The 16,962-nt window shown below is 71.2% G+C and carries 17 protein-coding genes; 5 read left to right on the top strand and 12 right to left on the bottom strand.

What is annotated here, in order from left to right; genetic code table 11:
• Positions 1-110: 110 nt before the first annotated feature.
• Both Sco07f_RS16655 and Sco07f_RS16650 read left to right on the top strand, forming a co-directional pair.
• On the top strand, positions 111-662 hold the full coding sequence (locus tag Sco07f_RS16655) for a VanZ family protein (protein ID WP_087789737.1): 552 nt from the start codon (positions 111-113) through the stop codon (positions 660-662).
• Positions 663-757: 95 nt separating this feature from the next.
• The gene (locus Sco07f_RS16650) at positions 758-961 is read left to right on the top strand and encodes a PspC domain-containing protein (RefSeq protein WP_007444212.1); all 204 of its coding nucleotides are present in this window, start codon (positions 758-760) and stop codon (positions 959-961) included.
• Between the two features lie 95 nt (positions 962-1,056).
• Here Sco07f_RS16650 and Sco07f_RS16645 read toward each other — a convergent pair whose 3' ends face one another.
• Positions 1,057-1,425 (bottom strand): hypothetical protein, encoded by a 369-nt coding sequence (locus Sco07f_RS16645; protein ID WP_007444246.1) that lies wholly within the window; start codon positions 1,423-1,425, stop codon positions 1,057-1,059.
• Positions 1,426-1,565: 140 nt separating this feature from the next.
• Positions 1,566-2,756, bottom strand: a complete 1,191-nt coding sequence (locus Sco07f_RS16640) for an adenosine deaminase (RefSeq protein WP_108988260.1) — start codon at positions 2,754-2,756, stop codon at positions 1,566-1,568.
• A gap of 182 nt (positions 2,757-2,938) precedes the next feature.
• On the opposite strand from Sco07f_RS16640, the gene Sco07f_RS16635 reads away from it, so the two are divergent.
• The gene (locus tag Sco07f_RS16635; protein ID WP_042825049.1) at positions 2,939-3,700 is read left to right on the top strand and encodes an alpha/beta hydrolase; all 762 of its coding nucleotides are present in this window, start codon (positions 2,939-2,941) and stop codon (positions 3,698-3,700) included.
• Between the two features lie 150 nt (positions 3,701-3,850).
• Here Sco07f_RS16635 and Sco07f_RS16630 read toward each other — a convergent pair whose 3' ends face one another.
• Complete coding sequence (locus Sco07f_RS16630) at positions 3,851-4,804, bottom strand: LysR family transcriptional regulator (protein ID WP_042825048.1); 954 nt, start codon at positions 4,802-4,804, stop codon at positions 3,851-3,853.
• Between the two features lie 63 nt (positions 4,805-4,867).
• Between Sco07f_RS16630 and Sco07f_RS16625 the strand changes: the two genes are divergently transcribed.
• Complete coding sequence (locus tag Sco07f_RS16625; protein ID WP_108988259.1) at positions 4,868-6,166, top strand: MFS transporter; 1,299 nt, start codon at positions 4,868-4,870, stop codon at positions 6,164-6,166.
• Between the two features lie 111 nt (positions 6,167-6,277).
• Positions 6,278-7,282 (top strand): sigma-70 family RNA polymerase sigma factor, encoded by a 1,005-nt coding sequence (locus Sco07f_RS16620; protein ID WP_054099257.1) that lies wholly within the window; start codon positions 6,278-6,280, stop codon positions 7,280-7,282.
• Here the strand turns inward: Sco07f_RS16620 and Sco07f_RS16615 are convergent.
• The 9 genes from Sco07f_RS16615 to Sco07f_RS16570 form a co-directional block, all read right to left on the bottom strand.
• Positions 7,175-7,546: an STAS domain-containing protein gene (locus Sco07f_RS16615; protein ID WP_007444240.1), complete on the bottom strand. Its 372-nt coding sequence runs from the start codon at positions 7,544-7,546 to the stop codon at positions 7,175-7,177. The two genes, Sco07f_RS16620 and Sco07f_RS16615, sit on opposite strands and share 108 nt — an antisense overlap.
• A gap of 299 nt (positions 7,547-7,845) precedes the next feature.
• Positions 7,846-8,430 carry a Uma2 family endonuclease gene (locus tag Sco07f_RS16605; RefSeq protein WP_108988257.1) on the bottom strand — a complete coding sequence of 195 codons (585 nt, stop codon included), beginning with the start codon at positions 8,428-8,430 and terminating at the stop codon, positions 7,846-7,848.
• Between the two features lie 97 nt (positions 8,431-8,527).
• A complete protein-coding gene (locus Sco07f_RS16600) occupies positions 8,528-9,805 on the bottom strand; it encodes a thymidine phosphorylase (protein ID WP_174855376.1) in 1,278 nt (425 codons plus the stop codon).
• A gap of 18 nt (positions 9,806-9,823) precedes the next feature.
• The gene (locus Sco07f_RS16595) at positions 9,824-10,216 is read right to left on the bottom strand and encodes a cytidine deaminase (RefSeq protein ID WP_007444235.1); all 393 of its coding nucleotides are present in this window, start codon (positions 10,214-10,216) and stop codon (positions 9,824-9,826) included.
• Positions 10,213-11,487, bottom strand: a complete 1,275-nt coding sequence (locus Sco07f_RS16590) for an ABC transporter permease (protein WP_007444234.1) — start codon at positions 11,485-11,487, stop codon at positions 10,213-10,215. The genes Sco07f_RS16595 and Sco07f_RS16590 overlap by 4 nt, the downstream gene beginning before the upstream one ends.
• Positions 11,484-12,608 carry an ABC transporter permease gene (locus Sco07f_RS16585; RefSeq protein ID WP_007444233.1) on the bottom strand — a complete coding sequence of 375 codons (1,125 nt, stop codon included), beginning with the start codon at positions 12,606-12,608 and terminating at the stop codon, positions 11,484-11,486. The genes Sco07f_RS16590 and Sco07f_RS16585 overlap by 4 nt, the downstream gene beginning before the upstream one ends.
• Positions 12,608-14,230, bottom strand: a complete 1,623-nt coding sequence (locus Sco07f_RS16580) for an ABC transporter ATP-binding protein (RefSeq protein ID WP_087789740.1) — start codon at positions 14,228-14,230, stop codon at positions 12,608-12,610. The genes Sco07f_RS16585 and Sco07f_RS16580 overlap by 1 nt, the downstream gene beginning before the upstream one ends.
• A 240-nt stretch (positions 14,231-14,470) precedes the next feature.
• Positions 14,471-15,517 (bottom strand): BMP family lipoprotein, encoded by a 1,047-nt coding sequence (locus Sco07f_RS16575; protein ID WP_007444231.1) that lies wholly within the window; start codon positions 15,515-15,517, stop codon positions 14,471-14,473.
• A 311-nt stretch (positions 15,518-15,828) separates the two neighbouring features.
• Positions 15,829-16,872 carry a BMP family lipoprotein gene (locus tag Sco07f_RS16570; protein WP_087789741.1) on the bottom strand — a complete coding sequence of 348 codons (1,044 nt, stop codon included), beginning with the start codon at positions 16,870-16,872 and terminating at the stop codon, positions 15,829-15,831.
• Positions 16,873-16,962: the final 90 nt, after the last annotated feature.

Raw genomic sequence — 16,962 nt, 5'->3', positions numbered from 1 at the left:
TGACGTCCGTACCGGACCGTACGGGACGGTGCTGGGCCGTGTGGCGCAAGCCTCACCCTTGCGGGTCAGGGGCCGGAACCGCGCGTGGCACGGGCCGCGTCTAGGGGGACGTGCAGCGTCATGGGTTCCTCGGCGGCAGCGCCGCGCTCCGCATCCGTGTGACAGGAAGCGTTCTCCTCGTCGCACATCTCGCGTTCGTCGCCTGGTACGCGCTGCGGCCGCTGGACGTTCCCTGGGTACTGCCTCCCAACCTGGAGCCCTTCGCCGGGATCCGCGCCGACCTGGCGCTGGGCGGGCCCGCGGCCGCGCGTTCGCTCGCCGGCGGGCTGGCCCTGCTGGCACCGCTCGGGGTCCTGCTGCCGATGGCCGGCGGGCGGCTGTACGTCTCGCCGCTGGCCTCCCTGCTGCGCACCATGGCCGCGGCCGCGCTGCTGTCGCTGGGCATCGAGCTGCTTCAGACCGGGGTGCCCGGGCAGGTCGTCGACATCGACTCGGTGCTGCTCAACACGGCGGGCGTGGCCCTGGCGCACCTCGCCGTCGTCCCGGCGGGCCGGGTCCGGCTCCGTCGCCGGTACCGGCGGGACGGCCGGGAGGGCGTACCTCAGGAGGAGCCCGCTCAGGGTCGGACCCCGACGATTCCCAGGGTCGGTATCGCCCCGTAGAGCGACGCTTTGTTCCGTTCGTCTCCGTAGCGTGGAGGGCAGATGAAGGGGAAGCCGGAGGGCAGCCCCACCCACACGCTCACGAAGGAGCCGCGATGTCCCGCCTCGCCCGCCCCACCCACGGCCGCATGATCGGCGGAGTGTGCGCCGCGCTGGCCCGGCGCTTCGGCACCTCCGCAGGCACGATGCGGGTGATCTTCGTGGTCTCCTGCCTGCTGCCCGGCCCGCAGTTCCTGCTCTACCTGGCCCTGTGGATCCTGCTCCCGTCCGAGGAGAAGGCCGCCCGCACGGCCTGGTGACGACGTACCTCCGCCCGACGTACCTCCCTCTGGTACACCGACGGGGCGCACCCGGAGACCGGGTGCGCCCCGTCGGCGCGTGCGGAGGGCGGCGGTCAGCCGCCGATGGGGAGGCCGTTGACCGGCAGGCCCTGGGTGGGCAGGCCCTTCAGTGGCACTCCGCCGAGCAGCTTGGCGACCGGCTCGGTCGGGCCCTCGGCCAGCTGCTCGGCGACGACCTGCTCGACGACCGGCTGCGCGGCGGTCAGGCCGGTGCCCGAGATCCTGCGGCCCTGCTCGAGCGCGTTGCCCGCGCCGGGCGCCACCTGGGAGACCGTCTCCGCGGGGAGGGTGCGGGCGACGGAGTCCACCGTCTGCGCGGCGTCGGGGAGGGCGGGGGCCGCGGTGGCCGCGCCGGCACCGGCGGCGGCGAAGGCGGCACCGAGGGCGGCGACGCCGAGGGTCTTGGCAGCAGACTGCTTCATGGAAATGCGTCCTCGTAATGGGGTGACGGGGATGTGAGCGGTGCTCGACCGTAAACACGATTCACCCCCGGCGGCAAACATCGAAATGCGGACGGATTGTGAAAGCCCGTCCGCCTTTCCGTATTACCGTCGCACCCCGTTCAGCCCTCACCCTCCGAATAACCGCTGGTGGAAGCCGTCTGCTGGAACAGCCATTCGGACTTCAGCTCCGCGTATCCGGGCTTGATGACGTCATTGATCATGGCCAGTCGTTCATCGAAAGGAATGAACGCTGATTTCATCGCATTGACGGAGAACCACTGCATGTCGTCGAGCGTGTAACCGAACGCCTCGACAAGGTGCTCGAATTCGCGGCTCATGCCGGTGTGGGACATCAGCCGGTTGTCGGTGTTGACGGTGGCCCGGAAGTGGAGCCGGCGCAGCAGCCCGATCGGGTGCTCGGCGTAGGAGTCGGCGGCGCCGGTCTGGAGGTTGGAGCTGGGGCACAGCTCCAGCGGGATGCGCTTGTCCCGGACGTAGGAGGCGAGCCGTCCGAGCTTGACCGAGCCGTCCTCGTGGACCTGGATGTCGTCGATGATGCGCACCCCGTGGCCGAGCCGGTCGGCGCCGCACCACTGCAACGCCTGCCAGATGGAGGGCAGCCCGAAGGCCTCGCCGGCGTGGATGGTGAAGTGGTTGTTCTCCCGCTTGAGGTACTCGAAGGCGTCCAGGTGCCGGGTGGGCGGGTAGCCGGCCTCGGCGCCCGCGATGTCGAATCCGACGACGCCGAGGTCGCGGTAGCGGTTGGCGAGTTCGGCGATCTCCAGGGAGCGGGCGGCGTGCCGCATGGCGGTGAGCAGGGCGCCGACCCGGATGCGGTGGCCGTTGTCCCGGGCGCGCCGCTCGCCCTCCCGGAAGCCCTCGTTGACGGCCTCGACGACCTCCTCGAGGGTCAGCCCCTTCTCCAGGTGCTGCTCGGGGGCGTACCGCACCTCGGCGTAGACGACGCCGTCCTCGGCGAGGTCCTCGGCGCACTCGGCGGCGACCCGGACCAGGGCGTCGCGGGTCTGCATGACGCCGACGGTGTGGGAGAAGGTCTCCAGGTACCGCTCCAGGGACCCGGAGTCGGCGGCCTGCCGGAACCAGGTGCCGAGCAGGTCGGCGTCGGTTTCGGGAAGGTCCCCGTAGCCCGTCTCGCGGGCGAGTTCCACGACCGTGCCCGGCCGCAGTCCGCCGTCGAGGTGGTCGTGCAGCAGAACCTTCGGCGCCCTGCGGATCCGGTCCGGCGACGGTGTCTTCGAGACCGTCGCGGTGTTCGCCGCGGCGCTCTTCTCGGTGCTTCGGCTCGTCATTTCCGCACTCTAACTCCTACGCGCGTAGAACACCGGGCGAACGCACGAACCCGTACGGACGCGCGGTGACCGGCCATATGGCCGGATCGGGCGCCGTCGTGGCCGGTGTACGCACTCCCCGATATGTAACGGTGACTGCGCGGACGGGTTCCGTACACCTGGTCTTCTGAGAATCTTCTGTCATGGCACAGCAAGCGACGCCGGTCCGTCGGGCCCGGCTGGGGCGGACGCCCGGTCCGGAGGGGGCCGCGGTGAGCGGTGTGGTGCTGCTGCTCCCCGGGGGTGACGAGGTGTCCGACCGCAGGCCCTCGGCGCTGCTCGCGGCCGCGTCCGTACGCGCGTTGGGGCGCAGGCTGGCACGCGCGGGCCGGGAGGAGGGGCTGGCCACGCACGTCGTGCACTACCGCTACCGCGGCTGGAACGGCACCGAGGCGCACCTCGCCCGGGACGCCGAATGGGCCGCGGACGAAGCGGTGCGGCGTTACGGCGACGTGCCCCTGTGCCTGCTCGGCACCGGCATGGGCGGCCGGGCGGCGTTGCGGGCGGCCGGGCACGAGGCCGTCAACTCGGCGCTGGCGATCGCCCCTTGGCTGCCGGAGGACGACGTGGCCGCGCCACCCGAACCGGTGAAGCAGCTCGCCGGGCGGCAGGTGCTGATCGTGCACGGCACGAACGACGCGCACAGCGACCCGGAGTTGTCGTTCCGGCTCGCCTCGCGGGCGAAGAAGGCGAACCGGTCCGTGTGCCGGTTCGAGGTGCACTCCGACGGCCACGGGCTGCGCCAGTACCGTGACGAGGTCGCCGCGCTGGCCGAGGACTTCGTGATGGGCGCGCTGTTCGGGCAGTCCTTCTCGCGCCCGGTGGAGGACGCCCTGGCCGCTCCCCCGCCGCTGGGACTGCGGATGCCGCTCGCGGCGGGGTTCGGCAAGTCGTTGCGGCGGTAGCGCGCCCCCTCCGGAGGCCGGAGGCTCGGGACGGCGGCCCGGCGCACGGCTCGGGACGGCGGCCCGGCGCACGGCTCGGGACGGCGGCCCGGCGCACGGCTCGGGACGGCGGTCCGGCGCACGGCTCGGGACGGCGGCCCGACGCACGGCTCAGGACGGCAGCAGGCTGCCCCGCCGGGACAGCAGGAACTTCTTGAACGCCGCCACGGGTGGCGTGTCCGTGCGTCCCGCCAGCCAGGCCACGCCGATCTCGCGGGCGGCCCGCGGCGCCGTGACCGTCAGTTCGACCACGCCGGGGCGGGGCACGGCGGGCGGCGGCAGCAGGGCGACGCCGAGACCGGCCGCGACCAGGCCGCGCAGCGTCTCCGCCTCCTCGCCCTCGAAGGCCACCCTGGGCCGGAACCCGGCCTCCTTGCACAGCGCGTCGGTGATGCGGCGCAGGCCGTAGCCGGGCTCCAGGGTCACGAAGATCTCGTCGGCGGCCTCGGCGAGGCGGATGCGTCTGCGTCCGGCCAGGGAGTGGTCGGCCGGCACGACCAGGCGCAGCTTCTGCTCGTCGAGGCGGCGGGCGACCAGGTCGGGGGCGTCGGGGACCGGGGAGGTCAGGCACAGGTCCAGCTCCCCGGCGCGCAGCCGCTCCAGCATGGCCTCGCCGTAGTTCTGGACGAGGCTGAAACGGACGCGGGGGTGGTCGGCGCGGAAGGCGTGCAGCAGGCCGGGGACGGTCTCGGCGCCCATGGTGTGCAGGAAGCCGAAGGCGACCTTGCCGGTGGCCGGATCGGCGTCGGCGCGGACCTCGTCGGCGGCCCGCTCGACCTCGGCGAGGGCGCGCTCGACGGAGCCGAGGAAGGTGCGCCCGGCGACGGTCAGCGCGAGGGTGCGGCCGCGGCGGACGAACAGGTCGACGCCGAGGTCCTCCTCGAGGCGGACGAGGGCGCGGGAGAGGGTGGACTGGGGGACGTTCATCTCCTGGGCGGCCCGGGTGACGTGCTCGGTGCGGGCCACGCCGGCGAAGTGCGCGAGGCGGGGCGCGAGCAGCGCGACGATGTCTTCTGTGTCACCGGAAGGTGACAGGCGGGGCCGTGAGCTTTGCTGATGCACCATGGGAACGATTATGGCCATTCCATGCATTGGACGGATGAGTAAGGGGCTTCGTACCTTCGGGGCATGACTCCCGCCGATACCGGGGCGTCCACGATCGTGGACGCCGCATCCGCCGCCTCCGACTCCCTCTCCTCCGCCGACTCGCGCATGACCCCGGGCGGCCCCGGCTACCGCCGGATGAGTCTCGCGCTGTTCCTGGCGGGCGTCGCGACCTTCGCGCTCCTCTACTCCACCCAGGCCCTGCTGCCGCTGATCTCGGGCGACCTGGGCGTCACGGCGAGCGACGCGAGCTGGACGGTGGCCGCCGCGACCGGTGGTCTCGCGGTGTTCGTGCTGCCGATGAGCGCACTGTCGGAGCGGTTCGGACGGCGTACGGTCATGACGGCGTCGCTGGCGGTCGCGGTGACCGTCGGGCTGCTGGTGCCCTTCGCCCCGTCGCTGCCGGCGCTGGTCGCGCTGCGGGCGGTGCAGGGCGCGGCGCTGGCCGGGCTGCCGGCCTCGGCGACGGCCTACCTCGCGGAGGAGGTCCGGCCGCGGGCGCTGGTCACCGCGATCGGCCTGTTCGTGGCGGGCAACAGCGTCGGCGGGATGAGCGGCCGGGTCATCACCGGCTGGGTGGCCCAGGAGTGGGGCTGGCGGGTCGCCGTCGGCGTGATCGGCCTGGTCGCGGTGGCGTGCGCGGTGGCCTTCCGGCTGCTGCTGCCGGCGCCGAAGCACTTCACGCCGGGTTCGCTGCGCCCGCGGGTCCTGGTCCGCACGGTGCGCGACCACCTCGCCAACCCGCTGCTGCGCCGCCTGTACGCGATCGGCGCGCTGTTCATGACGGTGTTCGGCGGCATCTACACGGTGATCGGCTACCGCCTGACGGAGGCGCCGTTCTCGCTCCCCCAGGGCCTGATCGGCTCGATCTTCCTGGTCTACCTGGTCGGCACGGTCTCGGCGTCGACGGCGGGCCGTCTGGTGGGCCGCCTCGGCCGCCGCGGGGCGCTGTATCTGGGCGCCGGCACGACGGCCGCGGGGCTGCTGCTGTCCCTGGCGCCGTCGCTGCCGCTGGTCCTCCTGGGCCTGGTGCTGATCACGGCGGGCTTCTTCGCCGGGCACGCGGTCGCCTCCTCGGCGGTCGGGAAGACCGCCCAGCACGGCCGCGCCCAGGCCTCGGCGCTGTACCAGTCCGCCTACTACGTCGGCTCCAGCGCGGGCAGTACGGTCGGCGCGGTGGCCTTCCACTCCGGCGGCTGGGCCGGGACGGTCGCGGTGGGGGTCCTCGCGGTGCTGGGCGTCGTGGTGATCACGGTGTCCGGGTCGCTGGCCGCGCGCCGGGCCGCGGGCACGCCGGTGAGGGCTCTGAGCCTGCCCCGCTGACCTGCGCCTTTCTTGACTGCACAGGCCATTGTCAGTCCCCTGCGGTAGCTTCCGAAGTGCGAGGCGCGAAGACGCGCACGACGGGACGCCACAGGGGTGGGTGGACGGACGATGACCAACGGCACCGTGACGCCGGAGCTGGACTCGGCGCTGGAGAAGCACCGGCCCGAGCTGACGGGGTACTGCTATCGGATGCTCGGTTCCTCCTTCGAGGCCGAGGACGCGGTGCAGGACACCCTGGTGCGCGCCTGGCGGAGCTACGACAAGTTCGAGGGCCGCTCCAGCCTGCGCTCCTGGCTGTACCGGATCGCGACCAATGTCTGCCTGGACATGCTGACCGCGGGCAACAAGCGGGCGCGCCCGATGGATCTGACGGAGGCGACGCCGCTCGCCCAGGCCGCGCTGTCCCCCCGCCCGGACCACACCTGGCTGGAGCCGATGCCGGACGCCCGCGTGCTGCCGCAGACCGCCGACCCGGCCGAGGCCGCGGTCGCGAAGGAGTCGGTGCGGCTCGCGTTCATGGCCGCCCTGCAACAGCTGCCGCCCAAGCAGCGGGCGGTGCTGATCCTGCGCGAGGTGCTGGCGTGGAAGGCGAGCGAGGTCGCCGAGCTGCTCGGCACGTCGGTCGCCTCCGTCAACAGCGCCCTTCAGCGGGCCCGCGCGACGCTCGCCGAGCGGGAGGACCGGGGGGCCGACGCGGCGGTGTCGGACCCGCTGGACGAGGAGCAGCAGAAGCTCCTGGAGCGCTATGTCGCGGCCTTCGAGGGCTATGACATGACGGCGCTGACGGCCCTCCTGCACGAGGACGCGGTCATGACGATGCCGCCGTTCGACCTGTGGCTGGCCGGTCCGGCGGACATCACCGGCTTCATGTCCACGCTCGGCGCGGCGTGCGCGGGCTCCCGGCTGCTGCGGGTGGAGGCCAACGGGCTGCCCGCCTTCGCGCACTACAAGCCGGACCCGGAGGCGGGCGGCTTCGCGCCGTGGGCGGTGCAGGTGCTGGAGATCTCAGACGGCCGCATCACCGGGTTCCACTGCTTCCTCGACACCAAGCGGTGGTTCCCGCTGTTCGACCTGCCGCTCCGTCTCGAAGCGGAGGCCGACGAGGTCCAGTAGTCCGTGCAGGGCCGGATCGGGGTCCCGCAGCCTGATCCGGCCCCCGGCCCGCCGGGCGGTCAGCTCCAGGCGGGCCAGCAGGTCGACGGCGGCGAGCCCCGGGGGGCCGAGGCCGCCGACGTCACAGACGACCACCCCGGCCCGGGTGCTTTCCAGCAGCGCGCGCACCTCGTCGCAGAACCGGGGCGTCTCCCCTCGGGAGACGGGCCCCGGCAGCACGAGTACGGCGGGTGTCACGGCGTCCACGTGCGGTAGACCCGGCATGCGCCGGGAAATCATCGGTGCCGGGGTGGTCGGGGATCACATTGACCTGCGCGTGCCCTCCGGCAGAGGGTTCGCTGTATGCCCCACATACCCGGTCCCCCCTCTGCCGCGCCGCCCGGCACCCGCCCCCTCGTCCGGCAGGGGGTGCCGTGCAGGGGGTGCTGACCGGCTTCGCGGTCATCGCGGTCGTGATCGGGGTGGGCTATGTGCTCGGCCACGCCTGGCCCGCGACGCGATCCTGGTCTCGACAGTGGTGTCCGTGCCGGTGCTGGTGGGGGTGGCGACGGTTCTGGGGTGACTCAGGCCTCGGGGAACTCGCCGGTGTCGAGGGTCAGGTCGAAGGGGGCGGGGAGCTTGAGGGGGTCGCCGAACTTCGCGGCGCTCAGTACCCGGTAGACGTCACCCTTCGGTTCGCCGTACAGCGTCGCCGTCGGTCCGCCGGGTGCCCATCGGTCGACGAGGAGGTAGAGCGGGATTCCCGCGGTGGCGTAGGCGGCGGGCTTGCTGATGCGGTCGTGCCGGGCGTTGGACTTGGAGGTGACCTCGACGACGAGTTCCGCGAGGGCTGCGGGGATATGGGTGTCGGACTCCGTGTGATCAGGCAGCTGTGCCACCACAACATCCGGAATGAGCATCCCCAAGCGGGACGGAACGGAGATTGCCAACGTCTGGAAAACCTCCCAATCCTCGGGGATCGCCGAGATCAAGCGCCGATGGATGCGCGCTGCGATGACGTTGTGAGGCAGTCCAGGAGCAGGTGACACGGTGACGATCCCCTCGATGATCTCCACCTTGCTGCCCTCGGGCCAATCCATCTCCTCCCAGAACCGGACGAGGTCGTCCCAGTTCTGGTCGGGCTCCTGGCTCACGGTGAGTGCGCTCATGGCGGTTCTCCTATTCGGTGCGTCACCGATCCCAGCATGCCGAACGGGACCGGCGGAGGTCCACCGGTCCCGTTCACCCGAATGGGGAAACACCAGGTCAGGCGATACGTTCCCGCACCACCGGCGAGGCCGTGAAGTCCGTTCCCGCCGGGGCCACGTCGTACGCGCCCTCCACCGCCGCGAGGGCGTACTCGAAGCGGTCCGGGGTGTCCGTGTGGAGGGTGAGGAGGGGCTGGCCCTCCGTGACCGTGTCGCCGGGCTTGGCGTGGAGTTCGACGCCCGCGGCGGCCTGCACCGGGTCCTCCTTGCGGGCGCGGCCCGCGCCCAGGCGCCAGGCGGCGACGCCGATGTCGTAGGCGTCGAGGCGGGTCAGGACGCCGGAGACGCCCGCCTTCACCACGTGCTGCTCCTTCGACGTGGGCAGGGCCGCGTCCGGGTCGCCGCCCTGGGCCGCGATCATGCGGCGCCAGACGTCCATCGCGGAGCCGTCGGCCAGCGCCTTCGCCGGGTCGGCGTCCTTCAGGCCCGCCGCGTCGAGCATCTCGCGGGCCAGGGCGAGGGTCAGCTCGACCACGTCGGAGGGGCCGCCGCCGGCCAGGACCTCGACCGACTCGCGGACCTCCAGGGCGTTGCCCGCGGTGAGACCGAGCGGGGTGGCCATGTCGGTGAGGAGCGCGACCGTCTTCACGCCGTGGTCGGTGCCGAGGCCGACCATCGTGGAGGCCAGCTCGCGGGCGTCCTCGATGGTCTTCATGAAGGCTCCCGAGCCCACCTTCACGTCCAGGACCAGCGAGCCGGTGCCCTCGGCGATCTTCTTGGACATGATGGAGGAGGCGATGAGCGGGATCGCCTCGACCGTGCCCGTGACGTCGCGCAGCGCGTAGAGCTTCTTGTCGGCGGGGGCCAGGCCGTCACCCGCGGCGCAGATCACCGCGCCGGTGGTGTCCAGGACGTCCAGCATCTCCTCGTTGGAGAGGAGGGCGCGCCAGCCCGGGATCGACTCCAGCTTGTCCAGGGTGCCGCCGGTGTGGCCGAGACCGCGGCCGGAGAGCTGCGGGACGGCCGCGCCGCAGGCCGCCACCAGGGGCGCGAGCGGCAGGGTGATCTTGTCGCCGACGCCGCCCGTGGAGTGCTTGTCGGCGGTCGGGCGGGACAGCGACGAGAAGTCCATGCGCTCGCCCGAGGCGATCATCGCGGCCGTCCAGCGGGCGATCTCGCCGCGGTTCATGCCGTTGAGCAGGATCGCCATCGCGAGCGACGCCATCTGCTCGTCGGCCACCTCGCCGCGCGTGTAGGCGTCGATGACCCAGTCGATCTGCTCGCCGGTCAGCTCGCCGCGGTCCCGCTTGGTGCGGATGACGGAGATGACGTCCATGGCCATGTCTGGCTGTCCTTACTTCGTGAGGTGGTCGGGGCCGAAGGCCTGCGGGAGCATCCGGGACAGGGGGAGGATCCCCTCCGGGGTCTCGAGCAGCAGCTCCGGGCCGCCGAACTCGTACAGCAACTGCCGGCAGCGGCCGCAGGGGACGAGTACCTCGCCCTCGCCGTCGACGCAGACGAAGTGCGTCAGCCGGCCCCCGCCGGTCAGCTGCAACTGGGAGACCAGACCGCACTCGGCGCACAGGCCGATGCCGTAGCTGGCGTTCTCCACGTTGCAGCCGGTGACGGTGCGGCCGTCGTCGACCAGGGCGGCGGCGCCGACCGCGTACCCGGAGTAGGGGGCGTACGCCCGGGACATGGCGTCCCGGGCCGCCGTGCGCAGCTCCGCCCAGTCGGGCCCGGTCACTTGCCCTGGCCCTTGCGGTACTGCATGCCGTTCGCCCTGGGCATCCGCAGCCGTTGCGCGGACAGGGCGAGGACGACGAGGGTGACGACGTACGGCGTGGCGGAGACGACCTGGTTGGGGACCTCGTTGGTGCCGGCGTACCAGGCGAAGACCAGGGCGCCGATGACGAAGGTGATCGCGGCCTTGACGTACTTCTTGCGGATCGCCAGCCAGATGGCGCCGGCGACCAGCAGCAGCGCGCCGAGCAGCAGCAGGGCGTGCACGTTGGCGGAGCCGCCGCGCAGGTTGAGGCTGTCGGTGTAGCCGAAGAGCCCGGCGCCGATGGCGAGGCCGCCCGGCATCCAGTTGCCGAAGATCATCGCGGCGAGGCCGATGTAGCCGCGGCCGCTGGTCTGGCCCTCCAGGTAGAAGGGGTTGGCCACGATGGACAGGAAGACGCCGCCGAGGCCGGCCAGGCCGCCGGAGATGATCACGGCCAGGTACTTGTACTTGTAGACGTTGACGCCGAGGGACTCGGCGGCGACCGGGTTCTCGCCGCAGGAACGCAGGCGCAGGCCGAACGGGGTGCGCCACAGGATGTACCAGCTGGCGGGGATCAGGGCGACCGCGAGCAGGGTGAGCCAGGAGACGTTCGTGACCAGGCCGCCGAGCAGCCCCGCGATGTCCGAGACGAAGAACCAGTGCTGGTCGTTGAGGCTGTCCAGCCAGCCGGACAGCCCCGGGATCGAGAAGTGGCCGAGGGAGTCGACCGGCGGGGACTGCTTGGCCGAGCCGCCCTGGTGGCCCTCGAAGGCGAGCGGGGCGAGGTAGCGGGTGGCGCCGAGGGCGAGGATGTTGATGGCCACACCGGAGACGATGTGGTTGACGTTGAAGGTGATCGTCACGACGGCGTGCAGCAGGCCGCCGATGCAGCCGCCGACGATGCCGACGAGGACCCCGGTCCACGGGCCCCACTGGAAGCCGGCCCAGGCACCGAACCAGGTGCCGAGGATCATCATGCCCTCGAGGCCGATGTTGACGACGCCCGCGCGCTCGGCCCACAGACCGCCGAGACCGGCGAGGCCGATCGGCACGGCGAGCTGGAGGGCGGTGGACATCTGGCTGACGTTGGTGATGCCGTTGGCGCCGGTGATCAGGCGGACGATCGAGGTCAGCGCCAGGGCTCCGGCGATGACCAGGAGCAGCACGGGCCACGACATGCGGCGGCCGGTCCGTGGTGCGTGCTCCAGCGACGGCTGGTTGACGTCGGTCGCTGTGGTCGGAGCGGTCATCGGCCGGCCACCTCCTTCTTCGAGTTGTCGGTGGCGCCGAGGACGTGGCCGGCGGCCAGCTCCGCGCCGACCCGGCGCTGCTGGCGGCGCAGGCCCCACTCACGGACGGCCTCGTAGGAGACGACGACCGAGAGGACGATCAGGCCCTGCATGATGACCGCGATCTCCTTGTCGAAGCCGTGGTAGTCGAGCTCGGGCGAGGCCTTGTCGAGCCAGGCCCACAGGAGGGCGGCGAAGGCGATGCCGACCGGGCTGTTGCGGCCGAGGAGGGCGATGCCGATGCCGAGGAAGCCGACCCCGGTGGGGAAGTTGAGGTTGTAGGTGTGGGCGTCGCCCATCAGGATCGGCAGGCCCGCGAGACCGGCGAGGGCGCCGGAGATGAGCATCGCGGTGAGCACCATGCGCTTGGGGTCGACGCCGCTGGCCGCCGCCGCCGACTCGGAGGCGCCGGAGGCGCGCAGGTCGAAGCCGAAGCGGGTGCGGTTGAGGACGATCCAGTAGCCGATGCCGAGCAGCGCGGCGAGGACGACCAGGCCGTAGATCTCGCCGGCCGCGCCCATGTCGAAGCCGGGGATCCAGCCGGACTCGTGCATCTCGCCGGTGGTGCTGTTGTTGCCGACCTTGACGCCGAAGACGTCCGGCTTCCACATGTAGACGATGAGCGAGGTGGCGATCGCGTTGAGCATGATCGTCGCGACGACCTCGCTGACGCCGCGGGTCACCTTGAGGACACCGGCGATGCCGGACCAGAAGGCGCCGGTGAGGACGGCGGTCAGGAGCAGCAGCGGGACCTGGAGGAACGCGGGCAGGTTGGCGTGGGCGCCGACCACGGCGGCCATGAAGGCGCCGAGCTGGTACTGACCGTCCACACCGATGTTGAACAGGTTCATCCGGAAGCCGATGGCCACCGCGAGGGCCGCGATGTAGTACAGCGAGGCCTGGTTGACGATCAGGACCTGGATGTCGGAGAAACCGGCCTGCTCGATCATGAGGGCGAACGGTTCGACCGGGTTCTTGCCCGAGGCGATCAGGACGATCGCGCTGAGCACGAAGGCCACGGCGAGCGCGATGACCGGTCCGGCCACCGCGAGGAGCACGCGCTCCTTGTCGAACTTCTTCATCAGCGGGCCTCGTCTTCCGGAGACTCGGGGGACGCGGGCGACGCGGGGGGCGCCGCGGACTTCGCGGAGCCGGTCGCGCCGTCGCGGTTCTCGGGGGGCGCGGGGTTCTCGTCGTCCTCCAGGTGTCCGGAGGCGGCGCCGGTCATCGCCGAGCCGAGTGCCTCGGGGGTGATGGTGGCCGGGTCGGCGTCCGCGACCAGCTTGCCGTCGTAGATCACACGGAGGGTGTCGGACAGGCCGATCAGCTCGTCCAGGTCGGCGGAGATCAGCAGTACGGCCAGGCCCTCGCGGCGGGCCTCGCGGATGTGGTCCCAGATCGCGGCCTGCGCGCCGACGTCCACACCGCGGGTGGGGTGGGCGGCGATGAGGAAGCGCGGGTTGTGGCTCATCTCGCGGCCGACGATCAGCTTCTGCTGGTTGCCGCCGGACAGCGAGGCGGCGGTGACGTCGATGCCGGGGGTGCGGACGTCGTACGTCTCGACGATGCGGCGGGTGTCCTGCTGGGCGTTCTTCAGGTCCAGCCAGACGCCCTTGCTGTTGGGCTTCTCGGTGACGTGGCCGAGGATGCGGTTCTCCCAGAGGGGGGCCTCCAGGAGCAGCCCGTGGCGGTGGCGGTCCTCGGGGATGTAGCCGACGCCCTGCTCGCGGCGCTTGCGGGTGGGCAGCGCGGTGATGTCCTGGTCGAGGAAGCGGATGGAGCCGGAGTCGGCGTGGCGCAGGCCGATGAGCGCGTCGACCAGCTCGGTCTGGCCGTTGCCCTCGACACCGGCGATGCCCAGCACCTCACCGGCGTGGATGGTGAAGGAGATGTCGTCGAGCAGGGCCTTGCCGCTCGGCGCGGCCAGGCGCAGCGTGTCGACGGTGAGGACCGGGCGGTCGGTGACCGTGGACTCGGCCGTCTCGGGGGTGGGCAGTTCGCTGCCGACCATCAGCTCGGCGAGCTGGCGGGGCGTCGTCCCGGCGGGGACGGCCGTGCCGACCGTCGTGCCGCGCCGGATGACGGTGATCTCGTCGGCGACGGAGAGGACCTCGCCCAGCTTGTGGGAGATGAAGATGACGGACAGGCCCTCGGCCTTCAGCTCGCGGAGGTTGTCGAAGAGGGCGTCCACCTCCTGCGGCACCAGGACGGCCGTGGGCTCGTCGAGGATCAGCGTGCGGGCGCCGCGGTAGAGGACCTTGAGGATCTCCACGCGCTGGCGGGCGGCGACGCCGAGCTCCTCGACCAGGAGGTCGGGGCGCACGCCGAGGCCGTACCGCTCGGAGAGTTCCTTGATCTTCCGGCGGGCCCTGGCGCCGATGCCGTACAGCTTCTCGCTGCCGAGGACCACGTTCTCGAGGACCGTGAGGTTGTCGGCGAGCATGAAGTGCTGGTGGACCATGCCGATGCCGCGGGCGATGGCGTCGGCGGGCGAGGAGAAGGAGACCTGCTCGCCGTCGACCGCGATGGTGCCCTCGTCCGGCTTCTGCATGCCGTAGAGGATCTTCATCAGCGTCGACTTGCCGGCGCCGTTCTCGCCGACGAGGGCGTGGACGGTGCCCTTGCGGACGGTGAGGTGGATGTCGTGGTTGGCCACGACTCCGGGGAAACGCTTGGTGATCCCGGCGAGTTCGACGGCGGTCACCGGTTCGTTGACCGCCGCTCCGGCCGGAGGGCTGCTGGACGCGTTGATGGCGCACTCTCCTGGGGACGGGGGCCGTCTACGCGCGTAGCGCCCCTACGGCATCTAAAAGCGGCGGCGGCGCGTCGACGCGACGGGGTACGAGGAGGGCGACTCTCGGGCCGCTCTTCCCGTACCCCGCCGCCGCTGCGCAACCGGCGCGGTTACACGCTGTTCGAGGTGTTGCAGGTGCTACTCAGCCGTTCAGCTGCTCTTGACCTTGATCTCGCCGCTGATGATCTTCTCCTTGGCCGACTTGATGGCTGCCTGGAGCTCGGCGTCGTCCGCGAACTTCGGGTTGGAGTCCGAGAGACCGACCTCGCCGGACTTCAGATCGCCCCGAACGATACCGGTCTCCGGCTTGCCGTCCTCGACCGACTTCGCGAGGTTGTACACCGCCGAAGCGACGTCCTTCGTGGCCGAAGTCAGGATGTAGTCCTTGTACTTGGCGAGGGCTTCCTGCTTGTACTGGTCGGAGTCGACGCCGATCGCCCAGATCTTGTTGGCGGCGGCGGCCTCGATCACGCCCTGGCCGGAGAGACCGGCCGCCGCGTAGACGACGTCGGCCTTCTTCTCGATCTGGCCCGAGGCGGCGGTCTTGCCCTTGTCGGGGCTGGCGAAGCCGCCCTCCTCCGCGGTCTGGGTGAGGTACTGCGAGATCACCTTGACCTTGGGGTTGGTGTCCTTGACGCCCTGCTCGTAGCCGGCCTGGAACTTGTGGATCAGCGGGACGTTCACGCCGCCCACGAAGCCGACCGTGTTGGTCTTGGTGGACTTGGCGGCGGCGACACCGGCGAGGTAGGACGCCTCCTGCTCGTTGAAGACCAGGTCCGCGACGTTGTCCGCCTCGATCGTGGCGTCGTCGACGATGCCGAAGGTGGTGTCCGGGTACTTCTCCGCCACGCTCTTCATGGCGGTGGCGTACGCGTAGCCGACGCCGACGACCGGGTTGTAGCCCTGCTTGGCCAGCGAGGACAGCCGCTGCTCCTTGTCGGCGTCCGTCTCACCGTCGGTGGGCTCGACGTCGGCCGTCTCGTAGCCGAACTCCTTCTTGGCCTTCTCCAGACCGGCGTACGCGGCGTCGTTGAAGGACTGGTCGCCCTTGCCGCCGACGTCGTACGCGATGGCGAGGCCCTTGTCCCCCTTGGACTCCGAACCGGAGTCGGTCGAGGTACCACCGCAGGCGGCGAGGGCGAGGGCCAGGGAGGCGGTCGCTGCGCCTGCGACCGTGATCCGGGAAATCCGGCGCATGTCTGGTGCTCCTGTCGTACAAGCGCCGGGGACGGTTCGGCTGCGGCGCTGGCTTCGCCGCAGATTAACGCGCGTAGACCTGCCTGAAAACCCCTTCTGTCCACCTTGTTATCCGCCCGTGAGCAAGGTGACGCGTATGGGGGTACGGGGCTTGCCGGAAGCGAACGGGGGGTGGCGGAGTGTGACGCCCGGGGCTCGGCGGGGCGGGGTGCGGAGCGTGCGCCGGGGCGCGGGTGCGGCGGGCATGCGGAAGCGGACGGGGCCCGGGGGCGTCCGTCCGCTTCGTCGGGTTCTGTGCCGTGCCGTCGCGGTTACTCCGTGGCGACCTTGATGGAGCCGTCGACGATGCCCGCCTTGGCCTTCTCCACGGCCTCCTTGGCGCCCGGGATCTCCGCGAACTTCGGGTTGCTGTCGGACAGGCCCACGCCGTCGGACTTCAGGTCGAAGGTGTGGGTGCCGGTGAGCGGCTTGCCGTCCTCGACGGACTTGGCCAGGGCGTAGACCGCGCCGTCGATGTCCTTGAGGGCGGAGGTCAGGATGGAGTCCTTGTACTTGGCGAGGGCTTCCTGCTTGTACTGGTCGGAGTCGACGCCGATCGCCCAGATCTTCGCCTTGGCGGCGGCCTCGATCACGCCCTGGCCGGAGAGACCGGCCGCCGCGTACACGACGTCGGCCTTCTTCTCGATCTGGCCCTCGGCGGCGGCCTTGCCCTTGTCGGGACTGGCGAAGCCGCCCTCCTCCGCGGTCTGGGTGAGGTACTGCGAGATCACCTTGACCTTGGGGTTGGTGTCCTTGACGCCCTGCTCGTAGCCGGCCTGGAACTTGTGGATCAGCGGGACGTTCACGCCGCCCACGAAGCCGACCGTGTTGGTCTTGGTGGCCTTGGCCGCGGTGACACCGGCCAGGTAGGACGCCTCGTTCTCGGCGAAGACGAGGGAGGCCACGTTCTTGCCCTCGACCACGGAGTCGACGATGCCGAAGGTGGTGTCCGGGTACTTGGCGGCGACGGCCTTCATCGCCGTGCCGTAGGCGAAGCCGACGCCGATCACCGGGTTGTAGCCCTGCTTGGCCAGCGAGGAGAGCCGCTGCTCCTTGTCGGCGTCCGTCTCGCCGTCGGTGGGCTCGATGTCGGCGGTCGTGTAGCCGAACTCCTTCTTGGCCTGCTCCAGACCCCGGTACGCGGCATCGTTGAAGGACTGGTCGCCCTTGCCGCCGACGTCGTACGCGATGGCGAGGCCCTTGTCGTCACCGCCGCCGTCGTCGCCCTCGCTGCTGGTACCGCCGCAGGCCGTGGCGGCGAGTGCGAGCGACGCGACCCCCACCGCGACGCGGATCAGTCCTGATGTCCGACGCATCTGAAGTTCCCCATTCTCCAAAGACCCGCAGCGGGCGCTCGGTTCGGCGCACATTAACGCGCGTAGAACCTCCTGGGAACGGGGTTGCGC

This window comes from Streptomyces coelicoflavus (assembly GCF_003112555.1).
Taxonomy (GTDB): Bacteria; Actinomycetota; Actinomycetes; order Streptomycetales; family Streptomycetaceae; genus Streptomyces; species Streptomyces coelicoflavus.
The sequence above is the reverse complement of the archived record's forward strand: the minus strand, read 5'-3'. Positions and strand labels throughout refer to the sequence as shown.

What these genes read in the sequence shown, in the direction of transcription:
- Sco07f_RS16570 (WP_087789741.1), bottom strand. Translation starts at nt 16,872, where the DNA reads ATGCGTCGGACATCAGGACTGATCCGCGTCGCGGTGGGGGTCGCGTCG.
- Sco07f_RS16615 (WP_007444240.1), bottom strand. Translation starts at nt 7,546, where the DNA reads ATGCCGGGTCTACCGCACGTGGACGCCGTGACACCCGCCGTACTCGTG.
- Sco07f_RS16635 (WP_042825049.1), top strand. Translation starts at nt 2,939, where the DNA reads ATGGCACAGCAAGCGACGCCGGTCCGTCGGGCCCGGCTGGGGCGGACG.
- Sco07f_RS16650 (WP_007444212.1), top strand. Translation starts at nt 758, where the DNA reads ATGTCCCGCCTCGCCCGCCCCACCCACGGCCGCATGATCGGCGGAGTG.
- Sco07f_RS16630 (WP_042825048.1), bottom strand. Translation starts at nt 4,804, where the DNA reads ATGGTGCATCAGCAAAGCTCACGGCCCCGCCTGTCACCTTCCGGTGAC.
- Sco07f_RS16620 (WP_054099257.1), top strand. Translation starts at nt 6,278, where the DNA reads ATGACCAACGGCACCGTGACGCCGGAGCTGGACTCGGCGCTGGAGAAG.
- Sco07f_RS16640 (WP_108988260.1), bottom strand. Translation starts at nt 2,756, where the DNA reads ATGACGAGCCGAAGCACCGAGAAGAGCGCCGCGGCGAACACCGCGACG.
- Sco07f_RS16605 (WP_108988257.1), bottom strand. Translation starts at nt 8,430, where the DNA reads ATGAGCGCACTCACCGTGAGCCAGGAGCCCGACCAGAACTGGGACGAC.
- Sco07f_RS16590 (WP_007444234.1), bottom strand. Translation starts at nt 11,487, where the DNA reads ATGACCGCTCCGACCACAGCGACCGACGTCAACCAGCCGTCGCTGGAG.
- Sco07f_RS16600 (WP_174855376.1), bottom strand. Translation starts at nt 9,805, where the DNA reads ATGGACGTCATCTCCGTCATCCGCACCAAGCGGGACCGCGGCGAGCTG.
- Sco07f_RS16625 (WP_108988259.1), top strand. Translation starts at nt 4,868, where the DNA reads ATGACTCCCGCCGATACCGGGGCGTCCACGATCGTGGACGCCGCATCC.
- Sco07f_RS16585 (WP_007444233.1), bottom strand. Translation starts at nt 12,608, where the DNA reads ATGAAGAAGTTCGACAAGGAGCGCGTGCTCCTCGCGGTGGCCGGACCG.
- Sco07f_RS16575 (WP_007444231.1), bottom strand. Translation starts at nt 15,517, where the DNA reads ATGCGCCGGATTTCCCGGATCACGGTCGCAGGCGCAGCGACCGCCTCC.
- Sco07f_RS16645 (WP_007444246.1), bottom strand. Translation starts at nt 1,425, where the DNA reads ATGAAGCAGTCTGCTGCCAAGACCCTCGGCGTCGCCGCCCTCGGTGCC.